The following is a 17,081-nucleotide window of genomic DNA, read 5'->3' on the forward strand; positions in this document are numbered from 1 at the left end:
AGATATAAAGAAAAAATCTATTATTTAGATTTAATAGGGAGTTGGTTATTAAATGAAAGTGAGACAAGATGCATGGTCACATGAGGATGATCTCTTACTAGCAGAAACCGTATTGCGCTACATTCGTGAAGGTGGAACTCAATTAGCAGCATTCGATGAAGTCGGCGATAAATTAAATCGTACATCTGCAGCTTGTGGGTTCAGATGGAATGCTGAAGTCCGCAATAATTATGAACAAGCAATTGCAATTGCAAAAAAACAGCGTAAAGAAAGAAAAAGAGCATTAGAAAGATTGAATAAAGAATCATCACCAATGACAAAAGAAGAAGTAAAAAAGAATACACTCGTAGAAGAGCCGGCTACACCCGTTTATGTAGAAGAGGTTTCTGCGGAATTAATCCCGATGTCTCATTCAATTACACTTGAAGATTGTATTTCTTTCTTATCTTCCCTACAAAAGAATAATCTATTTTCCAGTCAATTAGAGATGGAGAATAATCGATTACGTAAAGAAAACGAATCATTAAAACAGAAAACAAAAGAACTTGAAAAAAGGCTTGAAAAGTTGTCTGATCAACAGACTATCATTCAAGAAGACTACCAAGCACTTGTACAAATCATGGATCGTGCAAGACGCCTAGTTATGTTTGAAGATGCAGAGGATCGTAATTCACCGGCATTTCGAATGGATAAAAACGGCAATCTCGAACAATTAGCTAAATAGAAAAGTGCTCGAACTAGACATAATAAAAAACGTGGCCGTTTTGGCCACGTTTTTTACTCATCTTTTACTCTCTTGATTTTAATGTCTTTTAGTAGTTCACGAACAACATAACTCGCCATAATCAACCCACAAGCTGATGGAACAAATGCATTTGAAGATGGTGGCATTTTTGCTTTACGGATTTTTGCACCCTCATCGGTAATTTCCTGACGAATTTCTTCTCGAATAACGATTGGGCTTTCATCAGAGAACACGACAGGAATCCCCTTGTGAATTCCTTCTTTTCGTAACTTTGTACGAATTACCTTTGCGATTGGATCCGTATGAGTTTTTGAAATATCCACAATCTTAAAACGTGTTGGATCCATCTTATTTGCTGCGCCCATACTTGAGATGATTGGAATATTACGCTTTAGGCATTCCTTCATTAAATGAATCTTATAAATAATTGTATCAGATGCGTCAATAACGAAATCTAGATCATAACTAAAAAATTCTTCAAATGTTTCTTCCGTGTAAAACATTTTTAGAGCTATTACTTCACAATCAGGGTTTATATCAGCAATACGTTCCTTCATAATGTCGACTTTAGACTGACCAATTGTAGAAAGTAAAGCAGGTAATTGACGATTAATATTGGTTATATCCACATTGTCCTTATCAACGAGTACCAATCGCCCCACACCAGAACGTGCTAGCGCCTCTACAGAAAAAGAACCAACGCCTCCCACTCCAAGGACAGCTACTGTACTATTTTTAAGGATATCCACCCCTTGTTTTCCTACTGCTAATTCATTTCGTGAAAATTGGTGTAACATATCTTCAACTCCATCTACTATTCAATCGTGGGTGAACCCCGACTGAATAAAGTTAAATTCAGCTTAGCTTGTTTTGTATTTTTACCAGAATTAGAATATAACATACTTCAACTAATTTCAAGAATTTCTATATGAATTTATGTATTTTCAACATAAAAAACCCCTGTTCACCAAAAGTAAACAGGGATTTATTTCATCATATAGTAAAACGATAGAAGTCCCAATCGTGTCGTCGATGCCTTAGTTTTGAACCCGCTCACCGCAGGTGGGTACCCTGTTTCAACCTTTGTAAGTCCCCTAATGCAATGAATGGGGCATTTACGCAAATTGAAAACTCCGGGCTCCCGTATAATCTATTGTTCGGTCAAAACAATAGGTTATACGACAAACACATCAGGACTTCTTATATGTCACAATAATAACACACGACATACGTTCTATACAAGTTGACCAAAAAGGGTTTTGTTCGCTATTTTCGAACATTTAACGACAAATACAAGTCGTTTAATTGTGCTTTGCTCACTTCACTTGGAGCATCTGTTAAAAGGTCACTTGCACTTGCTGTTTTAGGGAATGCAATCGTATCACGTAGATTTGTTCTACCTGCTAAAAGCATTACAAGTCGGTCTAAACCTAATGCAATACCGCCATGTGGTGGTGTACCATATTCAAATGCTTCTAATAAGAATCCAAACTGCTCGTTTGCTTCTTCTTCGGTAAATCCTAACACTTTAAACATTTTCTCTTGGATATCACGTTCGAAAATACGAAGTGAGCCTCCACCTAACTCATAGCCGTTCAAAACAAGGTCATATGCTTGTGCCTTTACTTCCCATGGTTTGCTTTCTAGGAGTTCGATATCTTCTCTAGCTGGCATTGTAAATGGGTGGTGTGCTGCATAATAACGTCCATCTTCTTCATCAAACTCAAACAGTGGCCAATCAGTTACCCAAAGGAAATTAAATTTAGAAGAATCAATTAAATCAAGCTCTTTACCAAGTTTTAATCGTAATGCTCCAAGTGCATCTGCTACTACATTCGGCTTATCAGCTACAAAGAAGAGTAGGTCCCCTGCAGATGCTTCTAATACAGCTCTTAAAGCCTTTTGTTCTTCAGCATCGAAAAACTTAGCGATTGGGCCTTTTAACTCATCTTCTTCAACCTTCAACCACGCAAGTCCTTTCGCACCATAACGATTCACATATTCAGTGAGACCATCTATGTCTTTCCGTGTATAGTTACTCGCGGCACCTTTTGCATTGATTGCTTTAACTTGCCCACCAGTTGCTACAGCATTGCTGAATACTTTAAAGCCACTTTCCTTCACGACTTCAGATAGGTCGATCAATTCCATTTCAAAACGAGTATCAGGTTTATCTGAGCCATATCGGTTCATTGCATCAGTATATGTTAATCGTGGTAATGGAAGCTCAATTTCGATTCCTTTAACATCCTTCATTAACTTTTTCATCATTTGTTCAGCCATCGCAATGATATCTTCTTGACTCATGAAAGACGTTTCAATATCAATTTGTGTAAATTCCGGCTGTCTGTCCGCACGTAAATCTTCGTCTCTAAAACAACGTGCAATTTGGTAATAACGATCAAATCCCCCCACCATCAAGAGCTGTTTAAAGATCTGTGGTGATTGTGGAAGTGCGTAAAACTCACCTGGATGTACACGACTTGGCACAAGATAGTCACGAGCGCCCTCTGGAGTACTCTTTGTTAAAATTGGTGTTTCAATATCAAGGAATCCTTCACTATCGAGATAATCCCTAATTGATTTAGTGACATTATGGCGCATTTTGAATGTTTCAAACATAGCAGGTCTACGAAGGTCTAAATAACGATATTTTAATCGTAAATCCTCGGAAACTTCAGAGCGGTCTTCAATCATAAATGGAGGAGTTTTTGCTTCATTTATGATTTTCACTTCAGCAACCTTGATTTCAATTTTTCCGGTTGTAATATTATTATTTATTGTTGATTCATCACGAGCAACAACAATACCATCTACATCCAATACATATTCATTTCTTACCGTTTCAGCTAATTCTAACGCTTCCTTTGATTCTTCCGGGTTGAATACAATTTGGACGATTCCTGTTCTATCTCTTAAGTCGATAAAAATAAGTCCTCCTAAGTCTCTTCGTCTTTGAACCCATCCCTTTAATGTTACTTTTTCGCCGATTGCTTGTTCGGTGATTTCACCACAATAATACGTTCTTCCAAACATGTTTCCCACTCCTAATGACTTTTTTCAAGTATATATGATATGAATTGATCAATTTGGACTTCTTCCTGATTTCCAGATTCCATATTTTTCACGTTAATTACGTTTCTTTCTAACTCTTCGTCTCCCAAAATGGCAACAAATTTAGCATGTAATCTGTCTGCTGCTTTGAATTGGGCTTTTACTTTTTTATTTAAATAGTCTTTTTCTGCTACTAAACCAGCTTTTCTAAGTTTATTAATTAACACTACGGATTTTGCAGAAGCAGCCTCTCCAATTGCTGCAACATAGCAGTCTACTCTCTCCTCAACTGGTAGTTCAATACCTTCAGCATTCAAGGCAGCTAAAAGTCTTTCGATACTTAATGCAAAACCGATTCCTGGTGTTTCAGGCCCTCCAAGACCCTCAACCAAACCATTGTAACGTCCTCCCCCACATAATGTCGTAATGGCCCCAAAGCCTTCCGCATCACTCATAATTTCAAATGCAGTGTGATTGTAGTAGTCTAACCCTCGAACAAGACCAGAATCAACCTCGAAATCAATTTGTAATTCTGTTAAGTAAGACTTAACCTTACTAAAGTATTCACTTGATTCCTCGTTTAAATAATCGAGAATAGAAGGTGCAGAATGCATTAATTCGTGGTCACGGTCCTTTTTACAATCTAAAATACGCATTGGATTCTTCTCAAGTCTAGATTGACAGTCTGAACAAAACTCATCAATTCTAGGTGAAAAATGTGCAATTAATGCATCACGGTGTGCACTTCTACTGGATTTATCACCTAGACTATTGATAACAAGTTTTAGTTTTTTCAAACCCAGTGATTTGTAGATTTCCATTGCTAATGCAATGACTTCTGCATCGATTGCTGGATCATTACTACCTAATGCCTCAACACCAAATTGCACGAACTGACGGAAACGACCAGCTTGTGGTCGCTCATAACGGAACATTGGGCCACAATAATAAAGTTTAGTTGGCTGTGATGGGTTGCCAAACATTTTGTTTTCTACATATGAGCGAACAACTGCTGCAGTACCTTCTGGTCGAAGGGTAAGGCTACGTTCTCCACGGTCTTCGAAAGTATACATTTCTTTTGTGACAATGTCTGTGGTTTCCCCAACGCTACGTAAAAATAGTTCTGTATGTTCAAAAATCGGTGTCCGAATTTCTTTATAATTAAATCTTTTGCAGATATCTCGAGCTTTCTCCTCAATATATTGCCATTTTTCCACATTACCTGGAAGAATGTCCTGCGTTCCTCTAGGAATATTAACCAATTTTTACTCCTCCTTACTTAAGGTTATGTACATTACCATTTCTCCAAAAAATAATAAAAGCTCCCATCCCTACAATAAATTGTAGGGACGAGAGCTTGGATTCCCGTGGTGCCACCCTAGTTAAAACTAAACGCGCAAGTATGCACGAAACTCTTCGTTAGCTTCGTTTTCTACGATACTCATGCACCAAATACGTGCAATTCGTTTCTCGAAAACTCACTACCACGACCTTCTTGGTTGTTGAAGAGACTTTAGTTTTCACTCAATCAGTTAACGCCTGAAACGTTCAACTCCTACTAGAGCATTCGCTTTTTCAGAGAGAAACCTACGAGGTGTTCGTTCAATAAGTCATCATGTAGGAATGTTTTCAGCCTATGACATTCCCTCTCTATTCATGTGTAGTCCTATCTACTGTTCCCCATCACTGGTTCAAAATATAACGGTTATTCAAAACAACACCAAATGATAAGCTGTGAAGTTTTGAAAACATCTTTTTTTAAAAGAATTTTTTTGAAGAATTTTATATAATCATACGTATGAACTTCGTTTGTGTCAAGTTTATGAGTTAATTTTTTTATTTAAAGAAAATATGTTTAGGAACGATGTAGTTGCTTTTTTAGGTTTCGAACATCTTTAACAGAAACACCAAATTCACTAGCTAATTCAACATATGTTGATGACTGCTCTTTTTGAATAAAATCATGGAAATCAACTCCGAATAAGTTTCCTCCTGTGTTTTGAACATTGTTGCTTTTCTCACTAAATCTCATCCTATTCGCCCCTTTTTCGTGTTAAAATATATCTTTCCCTTTTTTTAGATTTTCTTTCTATAAAAACAGGATTTTTTTTATTTTTAGCGAATCTTTATAAAGCTATGTTTTTTTACTCAAGGAGGCTTTTTACGTGTTACACAAGATTTTAAAATTTGGACTTGCGTTCATCCTCGCAATTGTATTTTCAATTACGACGAACCCTGGACTACCAACAAATGCTGAAACATTCGCAATCATTGATACTCCTATTTTAAACGTGAGAGAAGGTCCCGGGTTATCTTATGCAAGAAATGCGCAGGTCAAACAGGGAGAAAAATACACAATCATCGATAAAAAAGGTGATTGGGTTAAACTGCAGCTTTCCTCAGGGAAAACTGGCTGGGTAGCTTCCTGGCTTATTAAAGAAAACCAGTCCAACCCCAAACCAACCGTTTCTTCATCAACAGTTGTTTCAACCGTGGATGGACTAAGACTTCGCAGCGGTCCTGGGACAAACTTTCAAGTAATTGGTTCGTTAAACAAAGGAACTGAGGCTGGGTTTATTGAAGCAAATAACAATTGGACAAAAATTTCTTTAAATGGACATATTGGTTGGGTTTCCTCGCAATTTGTCGCGGCCAAGCAAACATCTGGTTCATCGAATTCAAAACCTGGTTCAAATGCTAGTACTTCAAAAAAACAGGAACAATAACTGCTTCCATTTTAAATGTAAGGGACCAGCCTAATTTACAAGGAAGAATTATTGGAAAGTTAAAGCAAAATGCAAATGTGACCATTACAAATGAAAGAGAAAGCTGGTTAGAAATTGAGTTTGGCGGTAGTTCTGGCTGGATACATAGAAATTTTGTTGCAGGTATTTCTTCTACAGAGGAAAAACCTTCTCAGCCTGCTACACCACCGCAAAGTCCTTCAAGTCAAGGAAAAATCGGCGTTGTTACCGCATCTAGCTTAAATGTACGGGATAATGGATCCCTTTCTGGTAAAATCATTGGAAGTCTTAAGCAAGGAAATCAAGTAACAATTGAAGAAGAAGTAAATAATTGGAGTCGTATAAGATTAGCAAATGGGAATATTGGTTGGGTTGCAAGTTGGTATCTTGAAGTTCAGATGAAAACACCAACCGAAACACCAAGTGCCGGGCAGTCAACGGTAAAAATCCTTTATAATGGGACAAATATTCGCTCAGGCTCTTCTACTTCACAATCAGTAGTTGCACGTGCAAATGAAGGTGATACGTTTGCAATGCTTGCCAAGGAAGGTGACTGGTATAAAATTAACCTTCCCGGAAATAAAATTGGATATGTTGCAGGGTGGTTAGTTTCGATTAATGGTTCACAAACAATTGTTGAACGCCCTGGAATTAATCAATATTTAAAAGGAAAAACCATCGTTATCGATCCTGGACATGGCGGAAACGATAGTGGAGCAATTGGGGTTAGTGGGACTTATGAAAAAACCCTTAATATACGCACAGCAAAAATAGTCTTTGATAAACTTAGTGCATCAGGAGCTAACGTAGTGCTGACAAGGAATAGTGATAATTATGTTAGCCTGCGTTCCAGGGTTAGTATCTCTCATTATCGAAATGCAGATGCATTTGTAAGTATTCATTATGATAGCACTAATGACCGAAGTGTACGTGGGGTAACATCCTATTACTACAAAAATATCGATGTTGGCCTTGCTTCAACAATTCAATCAGAATTGGTCAAAAACACTGGTTTTAAAAACAGACAACATCGACTAGGTAATTATCAGGTGTTACGAGAAAATCGAAATCCTTCTGTCTTATTGGAATTAGGTTTTATTAGTAACCCTACGGAAGAATATACTGTGAATACTAATAACTTTCAGGAAAATGTCTCAAACGGAATTTATTATGGACTTGCTCAATATTTTAAAGCAAACTAATCCCCAAGTAAAAATGCCTCAAAAGCAAATCGCTTTTGAGGCATTTTTGATTGTCAAGCTTCAAGCGCCGGCAGCATCTGGAACTCTTAGATTATTTACTTTCAATTATCAATGTGACAGGTCCATCATTTGTAAATTGAACATCCATCATTGCTCCGAATGAACCTGTTTCAACATGTACACCTTTTTCTCGAATCTCTGCATTAAAAAAGTCGTACATCTTTTCCGCAAATTCAGGCTTTGCAGCATCCATAAAATTTGGCCGTCGTCCTTTCCGACAATCTCCGTATAACGTAAATTGTGACACGGAAAGGATATCTCCTTTTATATCTAGCAGTGATAAATTCATTTTCCCATTATCATCTTCAAAGATACGGAGATTGACAATTTTATCAGCCACGTATTTGATATCCTCTATTGTATCTGAATGAGTGATACCCACTAAAAGCATTAAACCATTATCTATGGAACCCACTTTTTCATTTTGAACAGTTACTGATGCGTTTTTCGCACGTTGTACGACAACTCTCATGACATCACCCTACGAACAGAATATATATCACGAATTTGTTTAATTCGTTCAACAACCTTATGAAGGTGACTCACATTTTGAATAGAAATAGACATATTGATGGTTGCCATTTTGTTTCGATCAGATCTCCCTGACACAGCAGAAATATTTGTTTTTGTTTCGTTCACGGCCTGAAGAACCTCATTTAATAAGCCACGACGATCAAATCCGTTAATCTCAATTTCAACATTGAACTCTTTCCGATCGTTTAAATTACTTTCCCATTCAACTTCAATTAGACGCTGCTGGGCATCCTTTGTATGAACATTCTGGCAGTCAGCACGGTGAACAGAAACACCTCTACCTTTTGTAATAAAACCGACAATTTCATCTCCAGGTACTGGATTACAGCATTTTGATAGACGGATTAGTAGATTATCTATTCCTTGAACTTGTACACCAGAATCACGTCTTTTTGAGCGTGCTGAGACTTGTTTCACCTCAGAGACAGTTTCTGCAACTTGTTCAAGATCTCGTTGCTTCCTAAGTTTATCAGTTAAACGATTTGCAATTTGTGCAGCAGTAATTCCGTTATACCCAATTGCAGCATACATATCGTCTTCATTTGAAAAGTTAAATTTTTCAGCAACCCTTTTGATATTTTCAGGTGTCAAAATATCCTTTACTTCAAATTCAAGGTTCCGAATCTCTTTTTCAACAAGTTCTTTCCCTTTTTCAATATTTTCTTCTCTGCGCTGCTTCTTAAAGAACTGACGTATTTTATTTTTTGCTTGTGACGTCTGGGCAAGCTTCACCCAATCTTGACTAGGACCATAGGAATGCTTCGAAGTTAAGATTTCAATGATATCCCCTGTTTTTAGTGTATAGTCCAAGGTTACCATTTTACCATTTACTTTTGCTCCAATTGTTTTATTTCCAATTTCAGAGTGAATTCGGTATGCAAAATCAATCGGAACAGAACCTGACGGTAGTTCAATAACGTCTCCTTTTGGTGTAAAAACGAAAACCATATCTGAAAATAAATCAATTTTTAAAGACTCCATGAACTCTTCAGCATTAGTCGCGTCATTTTGCCACTCTAAGATTTCACGAAACCATGTTAATTTTTCTTCAAATGAAGACTGTTGGTTTACTTGCTTGCCTTCTTTGTACGCCCAATGTGCTGCAATCCCGTATTCAGCAATTTGGTGCATTTCTACTGTTCGAATTTGCACTTCAAGTGGGTCGCCCTTTGGCCCAATTACCGTTGTATGCAGGGATTGATACATATTTGGCTTCGGCATTGCAATGTAATCTTTAAATCGACCAGGCATTGGCTTCCAACAAGTATGAATGATTCCTAAAACCGCATAACAATCTTTAATACTATTTACTACAATCCGTACTGCAAGAAGGTCATAGATTTCATTAAATTGTTTATTTTGAAGAACCATTTTACGATAAATGCTATAAATATGCTTAGGTCGACCTGAAATATCCGCCTTAATTGAAACCTCATCAACCCGATCTTTTACTTCCTTAATCACTTCTTCAAGATACTCCTCACGTTCCGCACGTTTCTTTTTCATGAGGTTAACAATACGGTAATATTGCTGTGGATTTAAGTAGCGTAAGGCTGTATCCTCAAGCTCCCATTTGATTCTAGATATACCGAGACGGTGGGCCAATGGAGCGAATATTTCAAGTGTCTCATTGGAAATCCGCCGCTGTTTTTCCGGTGGGAGATGTTTGAGAGTACGCATATTATGCAAACGGTCGGCCAGTTTGATTAAAATAACACGAATGTCTTGGGCCATTGCAACAAACATTTTTCGATGATTTTCAGCTTGTTGTTCTTCCTTCGATTTATATTTAATTTTCCCTAATTTTGTAACCCCATCAACAAGCATTGCTACTTCAGAAGAAAACGCATCACTGATTTCTTGGAGGGTGACATTTGTGTCCTCCACAACATCGTGTAAAAATCCGCCGGCAATGGTTGATGGATCCATTTCAAGATCAACTAAAATACCGGCTACCTGTACAGGATGGATAATGTATGGTTCACCAGATTTACGGAATTGCTCTTTATGAGCTTCTTCTGCAAATTTGTATGCACGTTTAATAAACTCAATATCATTGTCGTTCAAATATTTTTTTGCATTTTCTATCACTTGCTCAGGAGTTAAGACCTGTTCGTTTGCCATGGATTTTATCACCTTTTTAGAAATTGAAGATTCAAAGAACTATTCTTTGAATCTTTTTTACAAAGTATAAAATTAGATTATTGTTACTATTATCTTGAAAATCTTGAAAGATGTAAAGGGAAATGACAGAAATATTACCTCTTAAGACGAAAAATTCTTTTACCAGCAGGTTACCGATTGGAACCTACTAAAAAAAGCACTCATATTTGAGCGCCTTTTTTAATTAACTTTAAAACTGCATGAGTGTTAACACATCATAGCCATCAAGCTTTTTACGACCGTCTAGGTATGTGAGTTCGATGAGGAATGCAATCCCTGCAACAACACCGCCAAGCTGTTCAACAAGATTGATTGTTGCCTCAATGGTTCCACCGGTTGCTAATAAGTCATCTGTGATTAATACACGTTGACCTGGTTTAATTGCATCTTTATGAATTGTTAGAACATCTTTTCCGTATTCTAAACCATAATCTACTTTTATCACATCTCTAGGAAGCTTTCCTTCCTTCCTAACAGGAGCAAAGCCAACACCATGTGCATATGCTACTGGACAACCAATAATGAAACCTCGAGCCTCTGGTCCAACTACAAGGTCAATTTGTTTTTCCCTTGCATACTTCACGATTTGGTCTGTAGCATACTTATATGCCTCACCGTCATTCATTAAAGGTGTTATATCCTTAAATTTAATTCCTGGCTTTGGATAATCTTCAACAATTTCTATAAACTTTTTTAAATCCATTAATTTAGTGCCTCCTCAAACGACTGCGAACCATTATTAATTCCATCAAACCAAAGCTTTAATTGTTGATATGATGAATACAATAATTGCTTTTCCAACTCAATTTTTTTTGCCTTTTCTTGATATGTTTTTGATTCCGTCAAATCCCTCTTTTTAGCTTGATTTGATAATGAAATAAGTCCATTGTCTATTTTAACAAAATCCAAATCAAAAAACACCTTTGACATAAAATCAATTGTTTCAGCCCGCCATCCCCTATATTTTGCTAAATCATGGGCATAGCGATTCATATCAAACGGGCCTTTTTTTGCCAAAAATGCATAAAACCATTTAAAATGCTCTCTAGTTGGGATTGTACTGAAAAAATGATCTTGCTCATGGTAAAATAATGTATAAATCCGATTTGGAAAGCTATTTTCAAATAATGTTTTAATCAATTCATCCTCTTCAGGTAGGTCAAGAAGTACTACATGCTTTGATTCAAATTGTAGGCCCCTTGCTTCTTCAAACGATGAAATTACCAAGACATCTTTATTTGTAAGTAGGAGCTTTTGTACGGTATTTAGGTCAAATGCAATTAATTGTAACCTATCATCCATTATTTTTTCAAGGTATGAAGAAAAATTTCGCATTCCTCGAATATCAAATAATTGCCATTCATTTACCGCAATGTCCCGCAACATTATTTGTGGTTTTCGATTATTATTCCATTCATTGATAGAAAGTTCCCCAATGACCGAAACTTTTGATAAAGGTGAAATTCCTTCACAAACATGCCCTAATCCAAAGCCGACTCCATCAAGAGTATTCAACTCATCCTGAAGAATAATCTTTAAATGACTTTGGTCCGCCCCTATTTTTCGAATATTATTGATTTCTACATCATTTATTTGTACAGTGGGTTTCGGATTTCCCATCCCAAATGGTGCCAGTTTGTTCATTTCTATAATGGATTCAACAGACACATCGTTGATGCTACAAACAGCATCAATAGTTGTAATCGGCTGGAAATCTTCTGATGATAAAACTTCATTAGCAATCGTATTTAAGCGACTTCTAAGGTCGGCCACATCTTCTACCTTCAACGTCATTCCAGCAGCCATTGGATGTCCACCAAAATGCGGTAAAATATCACGACAAGTTGAGAGGCTTTCATAAAGATTAAAACCTTCAATACTTCTTGCAGAACCTTTAGCCAATCTTTTCTCAGAATCTATACTTAAGACAATAGTTGGACGATAAAAGCGATCAACTAATCTAGAAGCAACGATTCCAATAACACCAGAATTCCAGCCTTCTCTAGCAATGACTAAGACGGAATTTGCTGAAGGTGGATAGTTTTCTTCAACCTCTTGGATTGCTTCCTGTGTCATTTGGTTCACTAATTGTTGTCTTTCTTTATTCAGTTCATCGATTTCATCGGCAATGTATGATGCCTCTTCAGGATCATTTGTCATTAATAAATCAACGGCTGGGTCTGCTGCTTGTAAGCGACCTACTGCGTTAATTCTAGGACCGATTGCAAATCCTACAGTTTCTTCAGATATATCGTTGTATTCGATTTTTGCTTTTTTTAGTAATGCTTGTAAACCAGGACGCTTTGTATTTTGTAATGCCCTTATTCCTTTTATTGCAAGGAGACGATTTTCTCCATGTAAAGGAACTAAATCAGCTATTGTTCCAATAACAGCAACATCTAATAAATCAGTAGGTAATTCCCCACGTAGGGCATGAGCTACTTTGAAAGCAACCCCAACCCCGGCCAATTCCTTAAATGGATACTGACTATTAGGCTTTTTTGGATGGATAATTGCTGTTGCTACAGGTAATTCAGGGCCAACTTCATGGTGATCGGTAATAATTAGATCAAGTCCTAACTCTTTTGCAACCTCTGCCTCATGAAGCGCAGAGATTCCTGTATCGACTGTAATAATTAGGGAGATCCCTTCCGATTTTGCCCAGCGAAAAGCCGACTCATTTGGACCGTATCCTTCTGTAAATCGATTTGGTATATAAAAATCTACATCTGCACCTTTTTCTTTTAATACTGTGACCATAACAGTCGTGCTACTAACACCATCTGCATCATAATCTCCAAATACCAAAATTCGTTCATTGTTTTCAATGGCCATCGTAATACGCTCAATTGCCGTATCCATTTGATCAAGCAAAAATGGGTCATGGAACTCAAGCTGATCTGGTTCTAGAAATTCACGAGCAGTCTCAGCAGTTGTAAACCCTCTATTCACTAGCAAGGATGCTACTAGAGGTGTAACTTGTAGTTCATTTGCTAATTGATTTACATTTATCTGGTTGCATTCATTTACTTTCCAACGAGTTTTAGATTGTAACAAAAGTTTCACCCCTTAACCTCACTATTATACAGGAGCATTGGATGTGGTACAATCGTTGACATTTGAAAATCTCTTGTCTTTCTCCGAAGGATTTAACCAGTCATTTGCTGCATAAGGTTAATCATCCTCAGAGTATGGATTAATATGGATAAAAACATTTTGCACTTCAGTATATTCCATTAGTTTTGCTTTTACTTTTTTCCCGACGTTATGACCCTCTTCTACAGTTATATATGGATCAACAGAAATCTTTAAATCAACAATCACATAATGTCCATGTTCTCTGGCATGAAGTTCTGTAATTTTTTTACTTCTGGAACAGACATAACCAACTCTCTATATTCCGTTGTATCATCATCATGTAGAACATGATCTAAGGTATTGTGAATGGCTTCTGTTCCAAATTCCCATGCCATTTTAACGATTAATACGGCCACAACTAAACCGGCGACTGGGTCAGCATAAACAAGCCAGTCAATACCCCAATATCCACCGAGAATGGCCCCTACAATCCCCACAAGTGTTGCAATTGAGGCAAATACATCAGAACGGTCATCATAGGCATTAATAATAAGTGCATCACTTTTAATTTTTTTTCCAAGATTATATTTATATCGGAACATGATTTCCTTAATTATGATTGAAAAAACGACGGCATATATCGCCATTGTCTTAGGAACATCAATCGGTTTAAAAAAGATTCAATCGAGGCTTTCCCAATTTCAAAACCCACCAATGCTAGTAAGACTGCAACAATAATTGCGGAAACTGACTCAGCCTTTCCATGTCCATACGGATGATCCTCATCTGGTGGTCTTTTAGCAGCCCGCACTCCGATAAAAACGGCGACAGAACCTGCCACATCTGAAGCTGAGTGGACCGCATCAGCAATAAGTGCCCGGCTGTTTGATTGGATCCCAATTACCCATTTAATGATTGCAAGCAATATATTTCCTATAACTCCAATAATGATTGCTTTTTCAGCTTGTTTAAAGCGATTAGTCTCTTTCAAAAAAATCCTCACCCTCTCCACATAAGTTTGGATTATGTAGCTTCTACACATGCTTTTTAGTCTATCCAAAATCAAAAATAACTCATCAGGTAAAAATGTTGCACGAAAATAAAAAGTCGTGATTAATCACGACTTTTTACTGTCATACTTGTGGTTCAGTCTCTGTCTTTGCAGGACGTTTCTTTGTAATTTGCTTTGTTTTCCAAACTAACCAAAGTTGTGCTGCAATGAAGATAGAAGAATACATACCAGCGATTAAACCGATTGTTAATGCAAAGGAGAAGTTTGTAATGGCTTGTCCACCTAATAGTAATAATGCAACACTTGTAAAGATTACCGTTATAGCAGTATTAACAGAGCGACCTAATGTTTGTCGTAATCCACTATTTACGATACTTGCAAGATCCTCATATGTTTTAATACGCTTTTTCTTCTTATAAAGTTCACGAATTCTATCAAAAGTTACAATTGTATCATTGATTGAATAACCGATAATTGTCAAGACCGCCGCTATGAATGTGACGTCTACTTCAAGGCGAGTGATACTAAAGATAACAATCATAAAGAATGCATCATGGAAAAGCGCTACAATGGCAGCAAGTCCCATTAACCACTCAAATCGGAATGCAACATAGATGATAATCCCAGCCATCGCAATTAAACTTGCGATAAAGGCGTTTCGAGCAAGTTCCTTTCCAACTGTTGGAGAAACTGTACTTACACTTGGATCTGCTCCATATAGGTCATGGAAATGAGATTTAACTTTGTTAACTTGGTCCTTTGAGAGTTCATCTGCAAAGCGAGCAACGCCAATCTCATTATTATCACCAGAAATAACGATTTCCTTTGCTTCTAAATTTAATTTACTAAGTTCATCTGTAAATTCCTCTTGAGTAATTGGATGGTCAGCAAGTACCTCCATCCTAGTACCTGCAACAAAATCAATTCCAAGATTAAGTTTAAAGATAGCCAATACCGCAATACCGACGATAACCATGATTCCAGAAGCGATAAAGAATTTATTCTTGTGTTTCGCAAAATCGAAGCGATCGAATCGTGTTGGATAATTCCCTTCCTCATCGGCATCCGCTAAATTACGAATCTGATTCTTTTTAACACCGAACCAACTTGGTTTCTTATTTAAAAATTTACTATTTACCCATAGACTGAGTAAAAGTCTACTGCCATAAACAGCCGTTACGAAACTTAATATTATACTTACGATTAACATCGTAGCAAAGCCTTTTACAGCACTGTTACCAAAAATGAACAGAACGATACCAGCTAAAATTGTGGTTATGTTCGCGTCAAAAATTGTCAAGAAGGAGTTCTTACTTCCTGTGCGGTATGCAGACAAGATTGATTTTCCAGACCTGATTTCTTCCTTTATTCGTTCGTAGGTAATAATATTGGCATCAACCGCCATTCCTACCCCAAGAATTAATGCTGCAATACCTGGTAGGGTTAGAACCGCATTCATCCAGTCAAATACAAGTAAGTTTAAGTAAACAAAGATGCTTAGCGTAATGGCAGCAATTAGACCAGGGAATCTGTAAAATACAAGCATAAATAATAGCACTAAGAAAATTCCGATTGCCCCAGCGAAAACAGTTTTATTTAAAGCCTGCTCACCGAATTTTGCTCCAACTGAAGTTGAATAAATTTCAGTTAAATCGACTGGCAGAGCACCTGCGTTTAACAAGGAAGCAAGTTCATTAGCAGATTCAACCGTAAAGTTACCACCTTCGATTGATACTGATTTTGAGTTAAATACTTGACGAACGGTTGCGGCGGAAAGAAATTTTGGATTTGGCTTCTTACTTTCAGCCTCATAAGAATCTACACCTTCTTCAAAGTCTAACCAAATCACCATTAAATTGTTTGGAGCCTGGTCCAGAACTTTTTGAGTAGCATTTTTAAGATCATCTGAATCTTTAACAGTTAACGAAACAGCTGGTTTCCCCATATCGTCAAACGCTTGTTTTGCACCGTTCTGAGCTAGTTGGGAACCATCCAGTAGTACATTATCATTCACATCTCTGAATGTGAGCTTTGCTTGGGTCGATAAGATTTCACGAACCTTTTCTTGATCTTCTACACCCGCTAATTGGACACGGACACGATCTTTCCCTTCAATTTGAATATTAGGCTCATTTACCCCTAATACGTTTACACGGTTATTTAATGCATTTACCGTACTTACAAGGGCTTCTTTGTCAATAACATCGCCTTTCTTAGCTGGTGTTACTTCATAAAGGATTTCAAATCCTCCTTGAAGATCGAGTCCTAATTTAATATTTTTTGCTGTATCTGTACCGGTAACTCCTATTAAGGCACCAAATAAAAGCACCAATACAAAAAACACGACGATGCGGCCTTTTTTAACCATAAGTATGTATTTCCTCCTTTAATTAGAAAAGCGCAAGGCGCTCGTCTATCGGCGACAAGCATAAGACGTGCACTGACAGAAGGCGGTTTTTGCCTTCAGAAGCGATTGGCTTATACCTGAG

At 37.2% G+C, this 17,081-nt stretch carries 12 protein-coding genes, 1 other RNA gene, 1 pseudogene and 1 other annotated feature; of the genes and pseudogenes, 3 read left to right on the forward strand and 11 right to left on the reverse strand.

The genetic code is table 11. The annotated features are described in order from the left end of the window. Nucleotides 1–52: 52 nt before the first annotated feature. Nucleotides 53–724: an RsfA family transcriptional regulator gene (locus tag BTHG_RS18605; protein WP_010678245.1), complete on the forward strand. Its 672-nt coding sequence runs from the start codon at nt 53–55 to the stop codon at nt 722–724. Between the two features lie 53 nt (nt 725–777). Here BTHG_RS18605 and BTHG_RS18610 read toward each other — a convergent pair whose 3' ends face one another. From BTHG_RS18610 to BTHG_RS27140, 5 genes are all read right to left on the reverse strand, one after another. Beyond that, nucleotides 778–1,542: a tRNA threonylcarbamoyladenosine dehydratase gene (locus BTHG_RS18610; protein ID WP_010678246.1), complete on the reverse strand. Its 765-nt coding sequence runs from the start codon at nt 1,540–1,542 to the stop codon at nt 778–780. A gap of 213 nt (nt 1,543–1,755) precedes the next feature. Then, nucleotides 1,756–1,945, reverse strand: a non-coding RNA gene (ssrS, locus tag BTHG_RS26385) — 6S RNA. 66 nt (nt 1,946–2,011) lie between these two features. After that, nucleotides 2,012–3,781, reverse strand: a complete 1,770-nt coding sequence (aspS, locus tag BTHG_RS18615; protein ID WP_010678247.1) for an aspartate--tRNA ligase — start codon at nt 3,779–3,781, stop codon at nt 2,012–2,014. Nucleotides 3,782–3,792: 11 nt separating this feature from the next. Continuing rightward, nucleotides 3,793–5,061 (reverse strand): histidine--tRNA ligase, encoded by a 1,269-nt coding sequence (gene hisS, locus BTHG_RS18620; protein ID WP_010678248.1) that lies wholly within the window; start codon nt 5,059–5,061, stop codon nt 3,793–3,795. An 80-nt stretch (nt 5,062–5,141) separates the two neighbouring features. Beyond that, nucleotides 5,142–5,495: a binding site (T-box leader), on the reverse strand. Nucleotides 5,496–5,654: 159 nt separating this feature from the next. Further along, on the reverse strand, nt 5,655–5,831 hold the full coding sequence (locus BTHG_RS27140; protein ID WP_010678249.1) for a hypothetical protein: 177 nt from the start codon (nt 5,829–5,831) through the stop codon (nt 5,655–5,657). A 133-nt stretch (nt 5,832–5,964) separates the two neighbouring features. On the opposite strand from BTHG_RS27140, the gene BTHG_RS25985 reads away from it, so the two are divergent. Together BTHG_RS25985 and BTHG_RS25390 are read left to right on the forward strand one after the other, a co-directional pair. Then, nucleotides 5,965–6,525 carry an SH3 domain-containing protein gene (locus tag BTHG_RS25985; RefSeq protein WP_010678250.1) on the forward strand — a complete coding sequence of 187 codons (561 nt, stop codon included), beginning with the start codon at nt 5,965–5,967 and terminating at the stop codon, nt 6,523–6,525. Nucleotides 6,526–6,533: 8 nt separating this feature from the next. Further along, nucleotides 6,534–7,745 carry an N-acetylmuramoyl-L-alanine amidase gene (locus BTHG_RS25390; RefSeq protein ID WP_269719514.1) on the forward strand — a complete coding sequence of 404 codons (1,212 nt, stop codon included), beginning with the start codon at nt 6,534–6,536 and terminating at the stop codon, nt 7,743–7,745. Between the two features lie 91 nt (nt 7,746–7,836). On the opposite strand, the gene dtd is transcribed toward BTHG_RS25390, so the two are convergent. From dtd to secDF, 6 genes and pseudogenes are all read right to left on the reverse strand, one after another. Further along, nucleotides 7,837–8,277, reverse strand: coding sequence for a D-aminoacyl-tRNA deacylase (dtd, locus tag BTHG_RS18635; RefSeq protein ID WP_010678252.1), 441 nt, complete (start codon nt 8,275–8,277; stop codon nt 7,837–7,839). After that, nucleotides 8,274–10,463, reverse strand: coding sequence for a RelA/SpoT family protein (locus BTHG_RS18640; protein ID WP_010678253.1), 2,190 nt, complete (start codon nt 10,461–10,463; stop codon nt 8,274–8,276). The genes dtd and BTHG_RS18640 overlap by 4 nt, the downstream gene beginning before the upstream one ends. A gap of 229 nt (nt 10,464–10,692) precedes the next feature. Beyond that, on the reverse strand, nt 10,693–11,205 hold the full coding sequence (locus BTHG_RS18645; RefSeq protein ID WP_010678254.1) for an adenine phosphoribosyltransferase: 513 nt from the start codon (nt 11,203–11,205) through the stop codon (nt 10,693–10,695). Further along, nucleotides 11,205–13,559 (reverse strand): single-stranded-DNA-specific exonuclease RecJ, encoded by a 2,355-nt coding sequence (gene recJ / locus BTHG_RS18650; RefSeq protein WP_010678255.1) that lies wholly within the window; start codon nt 13,557–13,559, stop codon nt 11,205–11,207. The genes BTHG_RS18645 and recJ overlap by 1 nt, the downstream gene beginning before the upstream one ends. Before the next feature lie 117 nt (nt 13,560–13,676). After that, nucleotides 13,677–14,622 (reverse strand): annotated as a pseudogene (locus BTHG_RS25395) (cation diffusion facilitator family transporter). A gap of 91 nt (nt 14,623–14,713) precedes the next feature. Further along, entirely contained in the window at nt 14,714–16,960 is a 2,247-nt protein-coding gene (gene secDF / locus BTHG_RS18660) for a protein translocase subunit SecDF (protein WP_010678259.1), read from the reverse strand. Between the last annotated feature and the right edge of the window lie 121 nt (nt 16,961–17,081).

Origin of the sequence: Bacillus timonensis (assembly GCF_000285535.1) — a bacterium.
Classification (GTDB): Bacteria; Bacillota; Bacilli; order Bacillales; family Bacillaceae_L; genus Ferdinandcohnia; species Ferdinandcohnia timonensis.